Here is an 18,725-nt window from a genome sequence, read left to right as displayed (position 1 = left end):
GCGAGAATTGTTCGCCGCCTGATCGATTTAAAGGTGGAGTGAAGCATGCATCAAGTATTCGGAAACAAAAAGGCTATCGCCGTATTTGTTGTTCCTGCTTTGATTTTATACATTCTTGTTGGTTTTTTCCCGATCCTTCAGTCCATGTATTACAGTCTGCTGGACTGGGATGGGATTCAACCGGCTAAATTTATCGGTTTAGCTTCTTATAAGGATTTATTTTTTACAGATACGTACGGCATGGATTTTAATCATTCGATACTTAATACGTTGTATCTGGCAGTTCTTTCTGTTTTCATGCAACTTCCGATAGCTCTGGTGCTCGCTTTGGTTCTTGCCAGAGGGGTCTGGGGTGAAAAGCTGTATCGTACTTTGTATTTCATTCCAGTCTTGGTATCCTCCTCTGTCATCGGGGTTATGTTTCTGAAAATCTATCAGCCTGAATATGGCTTGCTGAATACGATACTCAATCAACTAGGCTTGTCCTCCTGGACACATGATTGGTTAACGGAAAGCGGAACAGCACTAATAAGTGTTATGATTCCAATCGTTTGGCAATATATCGGCTACCATATGCTTCTAATGTACGCTGCCATCAAAGAAAGGGATACCTGAAGATTTGTACGAGGCTGCAAAAATTGACGGAGCATCAAGTATAAGAACCGCCTTCTCTATTACCATTCCACTTATCTCACCGATCCTGAAGGTATGCGTCATATTTGCTGTTTTGGGATCATTAAAGTTTTTCGATTTAGTCTTCATTATGACCAATGGCTACCCTACACCGGAAACTAGTGTTCCAAGTACATTGATGTATTCATCGATTTTTAATCGCAATATGTATGGGTACGGCAGCGCGATGGCCGTGTTTATGGTTGTGGAATGTCTCTTTTTCTACTTAGTTCTACAAAAACTGATCAGAACCTACGATGATAAGGAGGAGAGCTAATGACAACAACACATAACCGCCGCTGGCCAAAGGTTGTTTTGCAGCTTGCGTTTCTAATCTTCGCCGTTATTCAATTGTATCCGCTCGTGTGGCTTGTATTTTCATCCTTTAAAACAAACATAGAAATTACAGGCTCAAATGTGATGGGCTTGCCTAATGAGTGGCGGTGGGCGAATTACGACTACGCACTTTTTAAGGCGAATATCGCACGTAACTTTTTGAACAGCCTTATGTATACAACGGTAACTGTCATTATTTCTGCTCTGTTATCGGCAATGGTTTCTTTTGCTGTCGCAAGAATGAAGTGGAAGCTTAATAATGTGGTGCTTACTTTCTTTATGCTGGGATTGATGATCCCCGTACATGCTACGCTGCTACCTGTCTTTCAGATGTTAAAAATGACAAGTTTGCTGAATACACTGTGGGCTTTAATCATTCCTTATACCGTTAGTGCACTTCCTACTACAATCTTTATCATGATTGGTTTTTTTAGAGCGCTGCCAGGGGAGTTGGAAGAAGCCAGCGTTGTAGACGGCTGCAATATTTATCAGGTTTTTTTCCGTATTATGCTTCCGCTTGTAAAGCCGGCTATCGTAACCACTTCCATCTTTACTTTTTTATCCGCTTGGAACGAACTGATGTTTGCTAATACGTTCATTAATGATCCTGACTTAGCAACAATTACCGTCGCCATCAATTCGTTTAAAAGTGCCTATGCCACAGAATTCGGACCTATGTTCGCTGGAATGGTTGTGGCTACACTACCCATGATCATTATCTACTTGTTCCTAAGTAACCAAGTCCAAAAAAGCATTATTGCCGGGGCAGTTAAGGGCTAAAGCAATGGGATAGGAATCCTTCGAAAAATGCTATACTAGTATCGTATTGAAGTAGCTATAAATAAAGGTCCGTATTCGCTTAATTGTCGGCCAGGAGGTTACCGATGAGGTTTGCACGTATCCGATCACAAATCGTTTTTTACTACTTGGCCTTATTAGTGGTTTCCATGATTGCAAGCGGTATTATGTACCAACGAATCAATGAGAAATTCACCGAGGAAAAGGTAGGTGAGGTATCGCTTCAAACCTTAAACGCCATGAATTCCGGAATTGAATCACTTCTTGACAGCACGAATAATTATTCCAAGATGATCGTGTCGAACAACACAGTTCAGGAAATTTTGGGCAGTGATCTGGCGGGTAACGACATCGGGATTTTAACTTACAAGCTAGAGGTGGCTCTGTCAGATTTTATGCTCGCAGAGCCCTCTATCTCTTCTGTTTATCTATTCGATAATGCAGGACGTAAGTTTGCGATTGATTTGCAGTCTGCAAAACCGATCAGAACGGATGGGATCGAGTCAGCGGAATGGTACTCCGAGGCGGTCGCCTTGGACGGAAAAGCAATTTGGAGGAAAAATGCCGGAGGTATCTTCAATTTTGAGACGAAGGAACCCCAGCAGGATCCACAATATATTTCTCTGATTCGCATCGTAAACGACATGAACACTTCCAAGAAAATAGGAGTATTAGTCGTGAACATTACCGTTCAGGAGCTGAAAAAAAGCTATGAACGTTCGATCAACGATAATAAACCTGATTTAATGATCGAAACTGGATATGAGACACTCCTTGATTTTACAAGGCCTGAATTATCGACTTATACAAACTCTTCTATGCTTGATGTGCCGCTCGGCAGTAGCAAAATCGTAAAGATCAAAGATCATAATTATCTGATCTCTTCTCTGGTTTCAATGGATCGTGGTTGGAAGTTTACTAGCGCTCAGCCTCTGGGGGAATGGGAAAGCCCCTATCGTCAATTTAATCTAATGCTGTTAATGATTATGTTGTTTAATTTCATTTCTATATTTTTAGGTTCCGTCTGGATTTCTAGATTCATTACAACACCTATTTTACATATGCTGCGATCCATGAAAAAAGTGGAGAATGGAGAGTTCAGTTTGGTTCGGTACGAGGCGAGAACTGATGAACTGAACCAGTTGAAAGATAGGTATAACAATATGATTATGACCATTGAGCAAGCGCTGAAGCGGGAGAAAGAAGAACAGAAATTAATTCGGAAACTCGAATTGGATATTTTGCAGCAGCAAATTAAACCACATTTTTTATATAACACTTTAGAATCAGCTGGCTATTTAACTTTGTCAGGAAATAATAATGAGGCGTACCAGATTATTTCTGAGCTTGCAGCCTTCTATCGCCAGAGTCTTAGTAAGGGCAGTGATGTAGTAACGTTAAGAGAAGAAGTAGAGATCACTAAAAGTTATTTGAGTATACAAAATATTCGCTATCCAGAAATTTTCACCAGTGAAATTGAGGTGCCGGAAGAAGCTGAGTATGTTCGGATACCCAAATTGACACTTCAGCCGCTTGTAGAAAATGCGCTTTATCATGGTATTCGCCCTTTAGGGGAGTGTGGTAAGATTCGCATCCTTGCCCGAATTCAGGGGAATCGACTGAAGTTAATCGTGGAAGACGATGGTGTGGGGATGAATGAAGACAAACGTCGGGAAATGCAAGCTGAGCCCTATGGGCAAAATGAGTCCAGTTTTGGGTTGCGCGGTACTTTGATGCGTCTGAAGCTGTACTATGGGGCGGACATGAATTGTAGTTTGGTCAGTGCACCGGGAGAAGGAACTCGGATTGAATTGGAACTACCGCTTGAGGAGGGGAATAGTCATGGAGCTTGAACTGCTCAGAGCCATTATTGTGGATGATGAAATTAATGCGAGAAAAATTGTTCCCATTATTATAGATTGGCAAGCGGTTGGTTACAGATTCGTAGGTGAGGCCTCGAATGGAAGCGAAGCGTTAGATTTGATCGAAACGATGAAACCGGATGTAGTATTTACAGATATCAGTATGCCTTTTATGGATGGGCTGGAATTAAGCCGGTTGATAAAAGAAAGGTATCCGCTAGTCAAAATTGTGATCATCACTGCACATCCCGAATTCGAATATGCAAAAAGAAGTCTGGACATTGGAGTACAAAATTTTATCTTGAAGCCGCTTCAAGCCGAGGAAGTACGAAGAGTTGCGGTAGATCTTCATGGGAAAATCCGGGAAGAGACAGAGCGGTGGAACGAATATCAGGAGCTGAATCGACAGTTAAAAGAAAATGCCGTTCAACTAAAAGAAAAATTTCTAAATGATTTGCTATCAGGCCTCTGGGACCCCGATCAGCTGGACAGCCGGTTCTATTACTTTTTTCCTGACTCAGAGAGCAGCCTGTTTTCAATCATGCTCATTGAACTTCAAATCTCCTTAGAAGAAGGGGAGGAACAACGAATCCTGCAGTCTTTGCGTTGTAAGAGGTTTATTGATTACGCGCTTGAAGAGTATGAGGGAATCGAAGTTTTTTTTGATAACAGTCAACGAATAGTCCTTCTCAATAGAAAAGATAATCAGAATCTTACGAAGATTGGAGAGTGGCTGGCCCAATCGCTCCATGAAAAGCTTGAATGTAAAGCTTCCATTGGCGTAGGGAGTACCTGCAAGGATTTCAATAGGATCAAAGAATCCTATAAAGAGGCGCTGGAGGCAGTTAGATATGGTAAGTTAAAGGGCAGTAACGCTATCTATTTTTTTAATGAAGAAATTCATTTCGGAGGCCGATCCTGGGAAGTTAAGACGAATGAAATTGAGGAGATTTTGTTTTTTGTAAAAGCTGGTGTCTTAGACAAGGCTATGCAATCCATCGAGAAATTGTTTCAGGATTTGGAGAAGTCCAAAGCTTTTTCTGTGGAACGAGCTAGGTTGGTTTCCGCCCAATTTGTCTCCACATTAATCAATTCACTCGCTGAAATGGGAGTTATACTAGATAATAATCTTTCATTCGATATTTCGCCATATAAAAGGATTTTTGAGCTCGATAGCCTGCCAGACATGCAACAGACATTGCTAGAACTCACAGAGAAGGTAACCTCTCAAGTAACCCGGGCACGAAGTAAAAAAACCAATAATATTATCCATGAAGTTAAAGATTTTATTCAACAGGAGATGCACATTCCGGAGATGTCTTTATCCTATGTATCGAATAAATTCCACATGAATTCCAGTTACTTTAGCCGGATCTTTAAGCAGGACATAGGGATTAGCTTTACGGATTATCTTCTCAAGTGCAGAATGGAAAAAGCGGTGAAGCTTCTGAATGAAACGGATTGGAAAGCTTATCAAATTGCTGAAAAGGTAGGCATTAAAGATCCATTTTACTTCAGTAACTGTTTTAAAAAAGTAATGGGAGTATCCGTTCAGGAGTATAAGAAAAATAGTTTTTCCCTATAAATCACTCCGTTGAATTTGATAATTTTTCTCTTTAAGCCCGCACTTTATGCGGGTTTTTATTGTTTTTTCAGATATAAAATGAGCAATTATGATGTTACAAAATGGAAAAATGATCTTGACAGAAATGGATTCTATCGTATACATTTGTATACATGAAGAACGCGTATACAAATGTATACACTACTGCAAAAGGAGGAAATAAAATGCGTGAAGGACATATCGGCAAACGTGGCGGTCATAGGGAGCATGGAGAACACAGAGATCGAGGCTTTATGAAACATGGGATGACAGAACCGATGGATCAACATCCTAAAAGTGCTCAAACTTTTCGCCGTGGCAGAGCCATCGCTTTTTTAGATAAGCTTATGGTTAACCGGGCTACATTACAGCGGCAGTTAAATCAGCCTGAGCTTGAATCGATTAAACAAGTGGTTAGCGGTGAATTAAAAGCAACGGAAGCGATCATTGAAGAGTTTAAACAAATCTTTCAGATTCATGAGATCGCTCCAGAAGATACAACATCAAATGTAAAAAAAGAGGAGAGTAAAGAAAAAGATGAAAATAACTGAGCTCATTAAAACCCGTAGAAGTATAAAACAATTCAAACAGACTCCAATAGGTGAAGAGGAGTTACATTCATGGCTGGAGGCTGCAAGTTACGCTCCTAATCATCGTATGACCGAACCTTGGGAGCTTCTTTTCATCGGACCCAATACTAGAGCGAAATTAAAACATAAGACGGATTTTGGCAACGCACCTGTTGTTTTTGCAGTTCTGTCTAAGCCTGCCGTAACTGCGTTTGAACGCGATGAGAATGTTATGGCTGCTGCTTGTTTCGTACAAAATTTCCTATAAGCTGCACATGAAGCAGGTGTAGGTACGTATTGGGCTTCGCTGGGGGCTTTGCCTCATAATCGTGAGATTCTTAATGTTCAAGAAAATTACGATGTTATTGGGATATTTGGAATGGGTTATCCGGAGGAAATGCCGAATGCGAAACCCAGAACACCGATTAGTTCTAAAATCACGTATTTATCTTAAACAATTGAAGGTGGCGGAATGTGGAAGCTTAAGCATTATTTGAGGCCATATTGGGTGTGGTGTGTGTTGGCACCATTGCTGATGTTGGTCGAAGTGACTATGGATTTACTGCAGCCCACGCTCATGGCGAGCATTGTGGATAAGGGTGTTATGACAAAAGATTTGTCTCATATTTTCTCGACCGGACTGATTATGCTTGGTGTAGCGTTTATCGGTCTAATTGGTGGGGTGGGCTGCACTATTTTTTCGAGTATTGCTTCTCAAAACTTCGGTAATGATTTGCGGATTAGCTTGTTTGAACATATTCAGAAATTTTCTAACAAGAACCTGGATCAATTGAAGACGGGCTCACTGATTACGCGATTAACAAATGATGTGGTGCAGCTGCAAACCTTTGTGCAAATGATTTTGCGGAGTATTCGATCTCCATTGCTATTAGTCGGAAGCTTGGTGATGGCCATCCGGATTAGTCCTATGCTGACCCTCATCCTAGCCGTTGCCGTGCCACTCTTGAGTTTAATATTGTATGGGTTAATCCGACTTTCTTTTCCTTTGTTTCAAAAAATGCAGGTCAAATTAGACGGTGTGAACACAGTGTTGCAGGAAAATTTATCCGGCATCCGTGTAGTCAAAGCATTCGTCCGCGCTAATCATGAACAGAAACGCTTTAATACAGCTAACAAGGATTATACAGAAATTGCGATAAAAGCGGTACGGTTAATGTCATTAAATATGCCGCTAATGATGCTTGTACTAAATGCCAGTATTGTTGCTGTACTATGGTTTGGGGGAGTGCAAAGCTGGAACGGTGGGCTGCCAGTTGGTCAGCTGATCGCTTTTATTAACTATATAACCCAATTGTTGATGTCAATGCTGATGTTAAGCAATATGTTGACCTTCTTCTCACGAGCCAAGGTTTCTGCCGATCGGGAGAATGAAGTATTCTCCACCATTAGTGAGATTACAGAAGTTGCCAACGCTAAAAAAGATGCCATACACAACGGTCGGATCGTATTTGACAATGTATCTTTTGCTTATGATCCTACGGATGAAAATCTAGTGTTAGACGGTATTAATTTCACTGCGGAGCCAGGAGAAACAGTGGCCATTCTTGGTGCCACCGGTACTGGTAAATCATCATTGGTCAGCCTCATTCCCCGGTTTTACGAAGTGTCCTCTGGATCGATCACAATTGATGGCTCCGACACTCGTATGATTGCTCTGGAAGATTTGCGTAGCAGAATCGGATATGTTATGCAGCAGGCTATTCTGTTCAGCGGTACTATCCGCGATAATATCCGATATGGCAGACCGGATGCCACAGATGAGGATGTGGAAGAAGCAGCAATAGCCGCTGAAGCTCACAATTTCATTTTAGAACTTCCACAGGGTTACGATACAGAGCTCGGCCAGCGTGGCATTAACCTGTCCGGTGGGCAAAAGCAGCGGCTTTCGATTGCACGGGCACTTTTAATTCAGCCAACAATCCTCATTATGGATGACAGCACTAGTGCGCTCGATGCAGCGACAGAGTCACGAATCCGGCAGATGTTAAAAACACGGCTGCGCAGCAGCACGAATATTTTGATAGCTCAGCGTGTCACCTCTGTAATTGATGCTGATCGTATTCTGGTATTAGAAAACGGCCGAATTGCTGTACAAGGTACACATGATGGTCTTATGAACAGCAGTGAAATATACAGAGATATTTGGAGATCACAGATGAAGGGAGAGGAGGTGCCTTATGTCAAAGCTTAATAACGGCATGAACACCACTCCTTTTAATCGATCAGGCGGATTCGGACCGGGACCTGGATCTGGACCGGGATCTGGTCCCGGACGCGGCGGAGCTGTGCCGATCGTACGTGCTAAGAATCAAGCGGGCACACTCAAACGCATTTGGACGTATTTGAACCGCCAGCGGTTCGGGTTAATCATTGTATATGTATTTACAGTGTTGAATGCAATCCTTTCGTTGATTGGGCCTTATCTAATCGGTAAAGCGATTGATACTGCCGTAATTCCTCACGATTATCAGGGTCTAATTCGCTTTTGTCTACTCCTAATTGGTATTTATGGGCTAAGCAGTGTGGTTGCTTGGGTGCAAGCCTATGTTATGACCTCCGTTTCACAAAATACCGTATTCGAGCTGCGTCGTGATTTGTTCAGCAAATATCAACAGCTACCGATTAAGTTTTTTGACACGCAAGCTAACGGAGAACTAATGAGCCGGGCAACCAACGACATAGAGAGCGTATCCAGTACACTTAATCAGAGTGTGACCCAGTTATTAAACAGTTTGATCACACTAAGCGGTTCACTAGTGATCATGTTAATGATGAACGTTCCGTTGACCGTAGTTTCACTGATAACGATCCCTCTTGTGTTATTGTCCAGCCGTAAAATCATAGGTTTAAGTCGAACTTATTTTAAAAATCAGCAACGCCATTTAGGTGAGTTGGGTGGATTTATCGAAGAAACCATCAGCGGACAAAAAGTGGTCAAACAATACAGCAGGGAAGAGACAGAAGTGAAACGGTTCCGCAAAATCAGCGGAGAGTTGAATAAAGTCGGCGTTAAGGCACAAATTGTTTCCGGATTAGTGGGACCGGTTATGAACATGATTAATAACCTTGGATTTGCAATCATTGCCGGGGTGGGTGGCTGGATGGCTTTTCATAACATAGCTACGGTTGGCGTAATCGTTAGCTTCCTTACGTATTCCAAACAGTTTGGACGACCGATCTCCGATCTTGCTAACCAGTACAATCTAATTCAGTCGGCAATTGCTGGTGCGGAGCGTGTGTTTGAAGTCATGGATATGCCCTCCGAATACGGTGACGGTGATGAACAAAGTGACGATCTGCCGAGGTTAAAAGGGAATGTTGTTTTCAAAGACGTTTCATTTGCTTACAAGCCGGATTCACCAATTCTGAGTGAGGTTACGTTTGAAGCAAAACCCGGAGAGAAAATTGCGCTTGTCGGCCCAACGGGTGCTGGAAAAACGACCATTGTCAACTTGCTGATCAGATTCTACGATTTGAGCGGCGGCTCCATATTCATTGATGGACGCGAGATTGGAGAGCTGGATAAAAACGCACTTCGTAGTCAATTGGGAATGGTATTGCAAGACGCGCATGTATTTTCGGGAACGATTCGGGAAAATATTCGTTTTGGCCGCCTTGATGCGACAGACCAAGAGGTAGAGGAAGCGGCAAGATTGGCCAATGCAGATGCCTTTATCAATAGACTGCCACATGGATATGAGACTATTCTCCATTCGGAAGGCAGTAATTTGAGCCACGGCCAGCGCCAGCTTTTAACGATTGCCCGCGCCATTCTAGCTGATCCAGCTATTTTGATCCTAGATGAGGCAACCAGCAGTGTGGATACGCGTACGGAAATGCATATTCAACAGGCGATGGAAAAGCTAATGAAGGGACGAACAAGCTTTGTGATCGCCCATAGGCTTAGTACCATCCAGGATGCTGATCGTATACTCGTTATTCAGGGTGGCGGAATTGCCGAGCAAGGCAGTCATAAAGAGCTTCTTGCGCTGCAAGGTGTTTATTACGAGCTGTACAATACCCAGTTCAAACGAGCGATTTAAAAGAATCTTTACTTGAACCGATAACATTTGTAAGTAGATGCTTTTATCGGACTCATCTGACCTTAAAGGCGAGATTTTCTGATTTTCAGAAGATTAAAGGACCCCACTGCAGCTATTGGGGTGAAGGAATAGCATCCCAGGGTCCGAAGTCCTTAAAAAGATGTGTAATCTATTGCGTAATTAATGCCCGATAAAAAAGAGCGACGATTCACCTATTATAGGAGAATCGCCGCTCTTTTTATAAATTCCTCTCTAATAACGTTCCGAGTTGTTCAGCCAAGACTTGATGTGCTACAGGTCTTTCATTCTTGAACCACCATTCCACTACCCCTGCATAAGCCGATGCAACAAAACTAATAATAACCTCTTCATTTAACCCTTGGTTTATTCCTGCGGTGACATTTACTTCATGCCGAAACTCATCGAGAAGAAAGCTTAAGAAACGATTTCGAAAATAAGGAGCACCTTTACTCGCTAACATCATAGAGAAGAAAGAAAAATTTTTATCGAAGTATTCCGTCCAGATCAACGTTGCCTCGATAAAATCCAATTCAGACGCCGATTCACAAAGTGCTCTTAGGACCTCTATATGTTCTTCGATAAGTTTATCTAACAAATCATATTTATCCAGATAATGAAGGTAGATCGTTCCCCGGCTTACATTTGCTGTGTCGGAGAGATCCTGTATGGTAATGTCGTCAAAATTTTTCTTAGTCATCAGTTCAATGACGGCCTTTTTAAGCGCATCTTGAGATTTGAGTATTCTTCTATCCACTTTAGACATTCGGGGTTCACCTTACTTTCTAAAAATAATAAACACATTTATAGGATCTGTTTAGTATTGAACAAAACAGACTCATCGTACAATTGAATGTATTCTGTAACTGTTTATAATAATAGATTATAGTCTATTAATAAATCAATATACAATATCGAAAGGGTGTTTTTTTACATGTCAAATATCAAAGATAAAGTCGTAATTATTACAGGTGCTTCTAGTGGGATTGGGGAAGCCGCCGCGAAAGAACTAGCCTCTAAAGGTGCTAAGCTTGTTCTAGCCGCTCGTCGTGAGGAACGTCTTCAAAAGCTTCAAGGAGAAATTGAACAAAGTGGTGGAACAGCCATCTACAAAGTGACAGATGTGACTTCCCAAGCACAAATGGAAGAACTGGCAGCTTATGCACTTAAAGAGTTTGGCAAAATTGATGTATTAGTTAATAATGCGGGAATCATGCCACAAGCTTTTCTTTTTAAGAAAATGGTGGATGAATGGGATCAAATGATTGACGTAAATATCAAAGGGGTTTTATATGCGATTGCAGCTGTTCTCCCATCAATGAGAGAGCAAAAATCTGGTCATATTATTAACTTATCATCGGTTGCTGGCCATAACATTTACCCAGGGGGTACAGTATATTGTGGCACCAAGCATGCGGTTAGAGCAATTTCTGAAGGGCTTCGTCAAGAAGAAGCGATGAGTGGAACCAATATTCGTGTTACCAATGTTTCTCCAGGAGCCGTCAGCAGCGAATTGTTAGATACTACCTCAGATGCAGAGTCAAAAGCTGGCTTGAATGAATTTTACAAAATAGCCATTGATGCAGACAGCATCGCTCGTGCCATCACATTTGCCATTGAGCAACCTTCAGATTTGGCTATCAATGAAATGATTATTCGCCCAACAGTTCAAGTAGGTTAAAAGGGGATCGGTATGGATGTAAAGCTTGGATATGTGGCAGGATTACCATGGAGGAAAATTTTACGTTAGGCAATAAATTAGAATTAGAGCAGAGTAACACTTCAAGCATTCCTAGAACAGAATTTATCGCTCAAAATGATGCCTCAACATATGCAGTAGCTGTAGATCCCTCGGGAAAACTGGGCTGGACCAAAAACTACATTTCAGAAGGAAGTCACAATAGAACAGAGCATCATATCATTGAAGTGCTTACAGAACAGGTATCTGATGCTTATCTAGCTTATCTGAAAAATCTAGGAATCTCATATATATTCGGTGGAAAAGAACGATTGAATTTTTCTGTAGTCGTGAGAAAGCTGAAACAATTATTCTCAATCGATGAATTGATGCTGGAGGGTGGGGGCGTTTTAAACGGCTCTTTCCTGAATGAAGATTTAATTGATGAGTTGAGCTTGGTTATAGTTCCCATCGTAGATGGAGCCTCTAATTCTGTGACCTTATTTGAAATGGATTCATCTATGAAACAACAGCCCTCAGCAAATTTCAGCTTAAAAAGTGTAGAAAAACTTGCGGATGATGGGCTATGGTTGAAGTATGTAACACGGCGTGATTAAATCTATGTTTCTTAAAAAGCGCAAAGCAAAATATGCTTTGCGCTTTTTGAATTCGAGAAAGTAGTAAGCAAGCTTCTCATTCCAAGCCTGCCAGATGCATCGTTTGTTTCAGACGATCTACGTTCACATAGATGTCTTCCAGTCCTGGAAAACGAATCGCAGGATCTGCTACACCTTGCCCGTACACCATATAATATTCGAGATTATTATGGTTGCTGATCATCCAATAGGTTGGAACAACATGCTGGGCATGGAAAATTTCAATGACCTGTGTTCCAGGCTGGCAAAAAGCCAGATTAGCGAGTCCAGCACCATGCGGACCTACGATTACTTTCGCTGAGGCGAATAATTGGATTTGCTGGGCAACCGTCCAGTCTTCTAGACAAATCGGTACGATATTAAATTTCTCTAGGCAGCGGATGACATCATCTTCATTAACCAACCTTCTTGAGCTTGCTTTTTTTCGTGAGATATAAATTCGTTCTGGAGTGACTAGTGTTGTTTCTCTATGCGGTAACAAAAATCTCCGCAGTGTATCCGTGGTCCAAGGAGGATAATGTGAATTCATCATTAAGGAAGGGACAAGTAGCTGGTCAGCCTGAACATATGCTTCTGAATTCGTCCGGATCACCAATGACTCGGATATCCCAAGCATGGCCCACGTTTGTTCCACAAAGGGTCCATACGGATTTGGATTCATGATAATAGTGGAGTAAGTGATTCCGCTCGATTGAAGCATCGCTAATCTAGGAAGCACATCATACATCCAATGAAAATAGTTATGGGCTCCGCAAAATGTTAACACCGCCGCGGTCCCGGCAAAATGTTGAAGCTGCGGATCGTTCCACCGGTGAAACACTGGGTGCTCATCTGCTTCAAGCATCCTGTATTGTTCGGCATCATATTCTTGGGAAAGATCAAAGATCAATTTCCCTTCTGGTGTTAGAAGGGCACCAGATTCTCCCCATACCTTCCCTCTGGAAATGGTGGCTACGTATACGCCAAAGGGCTCTAAACAATAAGGTGTTAGTGCTGGAGCAATACTCGTTTCAATGCTTTTGGGCGCTCTGAACTCAGCCGCCCGTCCGAAGTCAAAAGGAACGACATTCCCAGCTTCCTTTGTACTGTTTTCGTTGTGGGAAGTAAAGTCCCAGATGCTTTGGTAATATCCTTGGGGTGGTACCCCTTGTGCAGAAAATAACATCATGTCACCTCATATTCCCAAGTAGAAGCGCAGAAACCTTATTAAGCTATTTTATGAAATGAAGATTCTTTGGACACAGGCTTACTCGGAAAGAGGTGGATGAACAAAGAAGACTTACGTGAGACTGAGCAGAAACAACTCATCGCACAGAAACAGATCAGATCCAAAAATCTAAATATGTGCGTTAACCTATGAAGAAATTGCGTTTCTGAAAAAGACATATGTTCCATTGTTGGTATGAATTAACTTATTAACTAATAAGCGACGAGCACGCTAACGCTGAATAGATAGTCGATGGATGCGATGTGTACCAACGTTTAACTGCATTTCGTACAACTATATTCCTTCAAATCACTCAGCTCGGGGATATAAGTGTACTTCGTACATCTATTTCCTTGATTTTCTACCCAATAGGTGGATTTGATCGTTTTTAGTTGTATAGAATGCAGTTAAAGTATGAAGGTTCTTTTTGCGTACGGAATAAGTGTATAGAATGCAGTTATCTCCCAGATTCGATTAAGACACAGAACTAAGAGAATACGGAGAGGGCATTCCGATCGGTTACATTCCAAGGTTTGCTATAAGCGATATGCGGACCATTAGTTTGTTTATATTCACTTGCCCATAATCTGATCAGGTAAGCTGGTTAATCCAAAAACACCAGACAGTAATTTTCCAACAATAGGAGAATCGCTGCCTGGTGTTCTTTTTTTACCCTCAAAGCTTGTTCCTATAGACCTTAGGTGACATCCCATAGATTTTGGTGAATTGGCGGGTAAAATAATTGCTATCACTAAACCCGCATTCATGTGAGATTTGGGTGATACTGAGGTTAGAATGCTTTAATAGTCCGCAAGCCCGTTCCAGACGTAAACGATGAAGATAAGCGATCGGGGTTGTCTGATAGTAGGAGCGAAAGATCCTGTTTAAGTGTCTGACTGAAATGTCCGAATGTTTGGCGATCTGATCCAGTGTTAAGGGCTCAAGATAACGATCTTCCATATATGAGAGTGCATTCGCCAAATGCATCAGATGGTTCCCTTGAATCCCTTTTTCCTGTTGGTCATAATGTCTGGACAAATAGACAACCAGTTCCATAAACTTGGAGCCCAGCATGGTCTGATAACCCTGTAGCTTGTTGTGATATTCTTCAATCATGCCCGCTATGAGAAAAGAGACATACTCCAGGTTAGGAATCGGCAAGCTGAGTTTGCTTGTGTAGGAATGTTTATGACGATACAGGGGTTCCAACACAAATAATGCTTGAAAGCCGTTGGATGTCCGCAAATCTGGCCCAGCTGTCGATAGCATTTCAGGCTGAAACATAATATTGCAGATCTTGAAATCCTGAGGATCATTAAAAGCATGCGGGGTCGAACCATTAATTACAAACACATTTCCCTTTTTGATAAAAGACTCCTCAGTATTAACAATATGTGTAGCTGTACCACTCAATACAATTACGAGCTCTGAAAAGTCCGCATGTCTATGTAGATCGGTGTCTTCGTCGTGATAGCCGTATTGAATAAAAAATGGAAATTGACGATCAGATGTAAACCATTTTAAATAAAATTCACTCAACTCGTTACCCTCCAAAAGCTTGTCTAGATGAATGTCTATATCATGCTATTTTAGGACCGAATAATCAAGGCTTTCTATCCAGCTGAAGCAGTATAATCCTTGACATAGGTTTCAGTGATTAAGATAGAGAAGGAGAATACTACATGAAATATAACAATCCGATTATCCCGGGGTTTTATCCAGATCCAAGCATTTGCAGAGTAGACGAGGATTATTATCTGGTAAACAGTTCATTTGCCTATTCTCCGGGAATACCTATTTGGCACAGCAAGGATTTGGTGCATTGGAAGCAGCTTGGGTATTGTTTGACTCGTGAGAATCAGCTTCAATTTGATGAATCAGTGGTTTCCGGAGGTGTGTGGGCGCCGACTCTTCGTTATTATAACGGTCGTTTTTATATGGTTACGACAAATCAGGATAGCGGAGGTCATTTCTACGTTTGGGCGGATGACCCGGCAGGTGAATGGTCGGATCCACTTTATGTGGAGCAGGAAGGTATTGATCCCTCCTTGTTTTTTGATGATGGAAAGGTTTATTTAACAAGCACAGGCTCCGAGCAAGGGATGGGGATCTACCAATGTGAGATTGATATTGAAACGGGCCATAAGCTTAGCGATACACGCTTGATCTGGACTGGCAGCGGAGGAAAATTCCCGGAGGGTCCACATCTTTACAAAATAAACGATTACTATTATTTGATGTGTGCAGAAGGTGGGACAGAATATGGACATATGGAGACTATTGCAAGAAGTAAATCGCCATATGGGCCTTATGAATCGTCTCCTCACAATCCGATTTTGACTCATCGAAGTTCAGATTACCCCATTCAAGCTACAGGACATGCCGATTTAGTTGAAGCACAGGATGGTAGCTGGTGGGCGGTATTTCTGGGGATTCGACCAGTAGGTTATCCTTACCGTTATCATCTTGGCAGAGAGACATATTTGGCTCCGGTTCAGTGGACGGAGGAGGGTTGGCCAATGATTGGGGATAACGGAGTGGTTGGATTAGAAATGGAAGCTGACCTGCCTTCACCAATGCCGTGGGAAGAAGAGCCTGAAACCGACGATTTTAATCAATCTGACCTAAGAATGAGCTGGAATTTCATTCGTAATGCTAATAAGGTGGATTGGTCATTGCAGGAACGGGGAGGGTGGCTAGCTTTACGTGGATCAGATGTGAGATTAAATGAGAAGGGAACGCCTGCTTTTATTGGTTGTAGACAGCGGCATTTGAATTGTGAAATTACCACCAAAATGGAATTTAGCCCTCTTGATGGTGACGAAGCTGGTCTTGTAGTTTTTATGGATCAGCAGTATCACTACGCAATTGGACTAACGCAAATGGAAGGTGAAAATGTTATTACACTGCGCAGACAGGTAGGGAGCATTAGTGATGTGGCATATTCTTCGGCTTTAGAAGGTACAGGGGTAGATTTGAGAATCCAGGCATCACCTGAAAAATATATGTTTTACTATCGAGGTGTGGATCAAATATGGCATCAGCTTGGCGAAGCCGAGACACACTTGATTTCTACTGAAGTCGCAGGAGGATTTACTGGAGTATTTTTCGGTATGTATAGCTACTCTCCTAATCAAACAACTGCTTATTATGATTGGTTTAGCTATCAAAAGAAATAAAAAGCGGTCGGCTACGTGTTCGTCAGAAAAAGCAGTGTTAGCTTGTGGAAAACACAAAGCAGCGATTCTCCAAGTATGGATGAATCGCTGCTTTGTGTTTTTTGGTTGTCGTTGTTTTTTTGTCGTCGTTGGTTGTTTGCCTCAGCTTGTATTTATAAACCTCTTGGGCTTAAGGACTCAGAGGACGTTATTTGCGTATTTATCCCTTTTTGAGCTTAGTTTCGGACCCCATTGCAGCTATTACTTCGAAAGCGATTCAGATTGAGCGTTTTTTGAACCAATAGCAGCTATGCGGTCCTTTAGCATCCCAAATGTGAGATATTACTGCGTTTAAGGTCCTCTGGGTCCGATAGTAATAAGCTCATTAGCGATAAACCCGATAGAATCAGCGTGTGCGCAAAGGTTACCTATACATGTTGGTGTTTAGCGGATAGTTCCATATTGTGAATGAAGAACGCGTTCGCGTTTATCCAATGAGCATATCTTCCTTCAAACGCTTGATGTCTGCTCTAGGGGGTGAACCAAACATCCGAGAATATTCGCGGCTGAATTGTGATGCACTTTCATAGCCAACACGGAACGCGACATCCGCTGCATCCGCTGATTCAGATAATAAAAGGCGGCGAGCTTCCTGTAAGCGCAGATGCTTTTGAAACTGAATAGGACTCATGGCAGTTACCTCTTTGAAGTGTCTGTGGAACGAAGAAATACTCATACTGGCTGTTTCAGCAAGCTCTTCAATCCGCAAAGGTTTATCACAGTTCTCGATAATCTGTTCGATGGCCTCCCGAATGCGGTAGGTGCTGCTACCTTCCATCGCAATTTGAGCGAGTGTAACTCCATAGGGTCCCTTCAGAAGCCGGTATAGAATTTCATCAGTATAAATCGGAGCCAAAAACGGAATATCCTTGGGATCATCCAGCAAACGTACCAATCTCAGGATCGCATCCAATAGTGGTAACTCTATCTGCCCGACATACATAGCGCGCTTAGCATTTTCTTTCGGAGCGAGTTTAAATTCGGAATCATTTAGTACCTTCAAAATCTGACTCTGCGTGAATTCTAGCTTAAAGCTTAAATAGGGTGCGTTGGGAGAAGCTTTTATAATCTGACCGATAACGGGTAAATTCATTGATGATATTAGATAATTTGCGGGACCATACTCAAAACGCTCCTTGGCCAATAAGATCTCCTTTGTTCCCTGCGCAATGAAACATAAAGAAGGTTTGTATACTCTGTATACTGGCTCGGTCACATTGGAGTTACGAATCACAAATGATGAGGGGATAACGGTCTCATATACTCCATCCTGGCTCGAATGATGTTCAATCAATCTGGCGAGTTCTTCTTTCCGCTCTAGTAATTCTTTAGACATGTGCTCCTCCTAATGTTTTGTTCTTATTCAATTATAAAGTAAAAACATCTTTTATGTTAGTGATAGTGAGAGGAATAGGCAATCATTTAAGATAATTGAGATAACGGCGTCCCCTTCATTTATCGCATAATTAGAACTAAGAAAGGGGTTTTGAAATTGAGCAATGTTTTGATCTTAGGCGCTAACGGCGGAATTGCACGTCATGCGATTGATTTGTTTTTGAACGAAACCGATGCCCGGTTAACACTATATCTCCGCAACTCGGACAGATTAAGCCATATAACATCCAGCCGCACTCGAGTAGTTGAAGGAGATGTGTTGGATAGTGAGCAATTAAAAGAAGCGATGATCGGGCAAGATGTTGTTTATGCTAATCTGGCAGGTAATTTGGAGGAAATGTCTAAGACCATCGTTGAAGCAATGAACACCACTGGTCTTAGAGAAGTACAGCAGTATATTGGATCCATATCGAAAATCAGTAGAAATCATTGAAGCTTCAAATCTTAACTATACGATTTTGAGATCTGGATGGTTTACCTATAAAGACGAGATTGACTACGAGACGACTCAGAAAGGTGAACCTTTTAAAGGCAGAGAAGTGTCGCGAAAAAGTGTGGCTGCGTTAGTTGTTAAATTGGCCGAGTCACCAGATATGGAAATTCGCCGCAGTTTAGGAGTAAACAAACCCAAAATCTAAAGGAGGCACAA

The 18,725-nt window shown here is 41.9% G+C and carries 18 protein-coding genes; 14 read left to right on the top strand and 4 right to left on the bottom strand.

All coding sequences use genetic code 11. The features are described 5' to 3' along the window. The first annotated feature begins 45 nt into the window (after positions 1–45). The 9 genes from MHH49_RS26290 (at position 46) to MHH49_RS26250 (ending at position 9,904) form a co-directional block, all read left to right on the top strand. A complete protein-coding gene (locus MHH49_RS26290) occupies positions 46–615 on the top strand; it encodes a carbohydrate ABC transporter permease (protein ID WP_341138654.1) in 570 nt (189 codons plus the stop codon). A gap of 4 nt (positions 616–619) precedes the next feature. After that, complete coding sequence (locus tag MHH49_RS26285; protein ID WP_341138653.1) at positions 620–949, top strand: carbohydrate ABC transporter permease; 330 nt, start codon at positions 620–622, stop codon at positions 947–949. Further along, on the top strand, positions 949–1,788 hold the full coding sequence (locus MHH49_RS26280; RefSeq protein ID WP_076142098.1) for a carbohydrate ABC transporter permease: 840 nt from the start codon (positions 949–951) through the stop codon (positions 1,786–1,788). The genes MHH49_RS26285 and MHH49_RS26280 overlap by 1 nt, the downstream gene beginning before the upstream one ends. Positions 1,789–1,892: 104 nt before the next feature. Then, a complete protein-coding gene (locus MHH49_RS26275; RefSeq protein WP_341138652.1) occupies positions 1,893–3,659 on the top strand; it encodes a cache domain-containing sensor histidine kinase in 1,767 nt (588 codons plus the stop codon). Further along, the gene (locus tag MHH49_RS26270) at positions 3,649–5,253 is read left to right on the top strand and encodes a response regulator (protein WP_038570959.1); all 1,605 of its coding nucleotides are present in this window, start codon (positions 3,649–3,651) and stop codon (positions 5,251–5,253) included. The genes MHH49_RS26275 and MHH49_RS26270 overlap by 11 nt, the downstream gene beginning before the upstream one ends. Positions 5,254–5,456: 203 nt before the next feature. Further along, a complete protein-coding gene (locus tag MHH49_RS26265; protein WP_052097030.1) occupies positions 5,457–5,822 on the top strand; it encodes a hypothetical protein in 366 nt (121 codons plus the stop codon). Beyond that, on the top strand, positions 5,809–6,108 hold the full coding sequence (locus tag MHH49_RS26260) for a nitroreductase family protein (protein WP_341138651.1): 300 nt from the start codon (positions 5,809–5,811) through the stop codon (positions 6,106–6,108). The genes MHH49_RS26265 and MHH49_RS26260 overlap by 14 nt, the downstream gene beginning before the upstream one ends. A gap of 204 nt (positions 6,109–6,312) precedes the next feature. Continuing rightward, positions 6,313–8,052: an ABC transporter ATP-binding protein gene (locus MHH49_RS26255; protein ID WP_076099263.1), complete on the top strand. Its 1,740-nt coding sequence runs from the start codon at positions 6,313–6,315 to the stop codon at positions 8,050–8,052. Continuing rightward, the gene (locus tag MHH49_RS26250; RefSeq protein WP_341138650.1) at positions 8,039–9,904 is read left to right on the top strand and encodes an ABC transporter ATP-binding protein; all 1,866 of its coding nucleotides are present in this window, start codon (positions 8,039–8,041) and stop codon (positions 9,902–9,904) included. Before MHH49_RS26255 ends, MHH49_RS26250 begins: the two co-directional genes overlap by 14 nt. 238 nt (positions 9,905–10,142) lie before the next feature. On the opposite strand, the gene MHH49_RS26245 is transcribed toward MHH49_RS26250, so the two are convergent. Next, on the bottom strand, positions 10,143–10,688 hold the full coding sequence (locus MHH49_RS26245; RefSeq protein ID WP_076144159.1) for a TetR/AcrR family transcriptional regulator: 546 nt from the start codon (positions 10,686–10,688) through the stop codon (positions 10,143–10,145). Positions 10,689–10,856: 168 nt separating this feature from the next. Here MHH49_RS26245 and MHH49_RS26240 point away from each other — a divergent pair, with 168 nt between their 5' ends. Then, complete coding sequence (locus MHH49_RS26240; protein WP_076144157.1) at positions 10,857–11,603, top strand: SDR family oxidoreductase; 747 nt, start codon at positions 10,857–10,859, stop codon at positions 11,601–11,603. 47 nt (positions 11,604–11,650) lie between these two features. After that, positions 11,651–12,217: a dihydrofolate reductase family protein gene (locus MHH49_RS26235; protein ID WP_076222526.1), complete on the top strand. Its 567-nt coding sequence runs from the start codon at positions 11,651–11,653 to the stop codon at positions 12,215–12,217. A 76-nt stretch (positions 12,218–12,293) separates the two neighbouring features. On the opposite strand, the gene MHH49_RS26230 is transcribed toward MHH49_RS26235, so the two are convergent. Both MHH49_RS26230 and MHH49_RS26225 read right to left on the bottom strand, forming a co-directional pair. Beyond that, positions 12,294–13,424: a glycosyltransferase family 61 protein gene (locus tag MHH49_RS26230; protein WP_081386830.1), complete on the bottom strand. Its 1,131-nt coding sequence runs from the start codon at positions 13,422–13,424 to the stop codon at positions 12,294–12,296. A gap of 714 nt (positions 13,425–14,138) precedes the next feature. Next, positions 14,139–15,002, bottom strand: a complete 864-nt coding sequence (locus MHH49_RS26225; protein WP_036677890.1) for a helix-turn-helix domain-containing protein — start codon at positions 15,000–15,002, stop codon at positions 14,139–14,141. Positions 15,003–15,145: 143 nt separating this feature from the next. On the opposite strand from MHH49_RS26225, the gene MHH49_RS26220 reads away from it, so the two are divergent. Beyond that, positions 15,146–16,642, top strand: a complete 1,497-nt coding sequence (locus MHH49_RS26220) for a glycoside hydrolase family 43 protein (protein ID WP_340940169.1) — start codon at positions 15,146–15,148, stop codon at positions 16,640–16,642. Between the two features lie 466 nt (positions 16,643–17,108). Here MHH49_RS26220 and MHH49_RS26215 read toward each other — a convergent pair whose 3' ends face one another. Beyond that, the gene (locus MHH49_RS26215; RefSeq protein ID WP_340940171.1) at positions 17,109–18,017 is read right to left on the bottom strand and encodes an AraC family transcriptional regulator; all 909 of its coding nucleotides are present in this window, start codon (positions 18,015–18,017) and stop codon (positions 17,109–17,111) included. A gap of 156 nt (positions 18,018–18,173) precedes the next feature. On the opposite strand from MHH49_RS26215, the gene MHH49_RS26210 reads away from it, so the two are divergent. After that, positions 18,174–18,509: an NAD(P)H-binding protein gene (locus MHH49_RS26210; protein ID WP_340940173.1), complete on the top strand. Its 336-nt coding sequence runs from the start codon at positions 18,174–18,176 to the stop codon at positions 18,507–18,509. Further along, entirely contained in the window at positions 18,475–18,714 is a 240-nt protein-coding gene (locus MHH49_RS26205) for an NAD(P)H-binding protein (protein ID WP_340940175.1), read from the top strand. The genes MHH49_RS26210 and MHH49_RS26205 overlap by 35 nt, the downstream gene beginning before the upstream one ends. The last annotated feature ends 11 nt before the right edge of the window (positions 18,715–18,725 follow it).

The organism is Paenibacillus sp. FSL F4-0122, assembly GCF_038002845.1.
GTDB lineage: Bacteria > Bacillota > Bacilli > Paenibacillales > Paenibacillaceae > Paenibacillus_AQ > Paenibacillus_AQ odorifer.
The sequence above is the reverse complement of the archived record's forward strand: the minus strand, read 5'-3'. Positions and strand labels throughout refer to the sequence as shown.

What these genes read in the sequence shown, in the direction of transcription:
- MHH49_RS26220 (WP_340940169.1), top strand. Translation starts at nt 15,146, where the DNA reads ATGAAATATAACAATCCGATTATCCCGGGGTTTTATCCAGATCCAAGC.
- MHH49_RS26280 (WP_076142098.1), top strand. Translation starts at nt 949, where the DNA reads ATGACAACAACACATAACCGCCGCTGGCCAAAGGTTGTTTTGCAGCTT.
- MHH49_RS26250 (WP_341138650.1), top strand. Translation starts at nt 8,039, where the DNA reads ATGTCAAAGCTTAATAACGGCATGAACACCACTCCTTTTAATCGATCA.
- MHH49_RS26290 (WP_341138654.1), top strand. Translation starts at nt 46, where the DNA reads ATGCATCAAGTATTCGGAAACAAAAAGGCTATCGCCGTATTTGTTGTT.
- MHH49_RS26245 (WP_076144159.1), bottom strand. Translation starts at nt 10,688, where the DNA reads ATGTCTAAAGTGGATAGAAGAATACTCAAATCTCAAGATGCGCTTAAA.
- MHH49_RS26260 (WP_341138651.1), top strand. Translation starts at nt 5,809, where the DNA reads ATGAAAATAACTGAGCTCATTAAAACCCGTAGAAGTATAAAACAATTC.
- MHH49_RS26215 (WP_340940171.1), bottom strand. Translation starts at nt 18,017, where the DNA reads ATGTCTAAAGAATTACTAGAGCGGAAAGAAGAACTCGCCAGATTGATT.
- MHH49_RS26255 (WP_076099263.1), top strand. Translation starts at nt 6,313, where the DNA reads ATGTGGAAGCTTAAGCATTATTTGAGGCCATATTGGGTGTGGTGTGTG.
- MHH49_RS26275 (WP_341138652.1), top strand. Translation starts at nt 1,893, where the DNA reads ATGAGGTTTGCACGTATCCGATCACAAATCGTTTTTTACTACTTGGCC.
- MHH49_RS26270 (WP_038570959.1), top strand. Translation starts at nt 3,649, where the DNA reads ATGGAGCTTGAACTGCTCAGAGCCATTATTGTGGATGATGAAATTAAT.
- MHH49_RS26230 (WP_081386830.1), bottom strand. Translation starts at nt 13,424, where the DNA reads ATGATGTTATTTTCTGCACAAGGGGTACCACCCCAAGGATATTACCAA.
- MHH49_RS26240 (WP_076144157.1), top strand. Translation starts at nt 10,857, where the DNA reads ATGTCAAATATCAAAGATAAAGTCGTAATTATTACAGGTGCTTCTAGT.
- MHH49_RS26265 (WP_052097030.1), top strand. Translation starts at nt 5,457, where the DNA reads ATGCGTGAAGGACATATCGGCAAACGTGGCGGTCATAGGGAGCATGGA.
- MHH49_RS26235 (WP_076222526.1), top strand. Translation starts at nt 11,651, where the DNA reads ATGGAGGAAAATTTTACGTTAGGCAATAAATTAGAATTAGAGCAGAGT.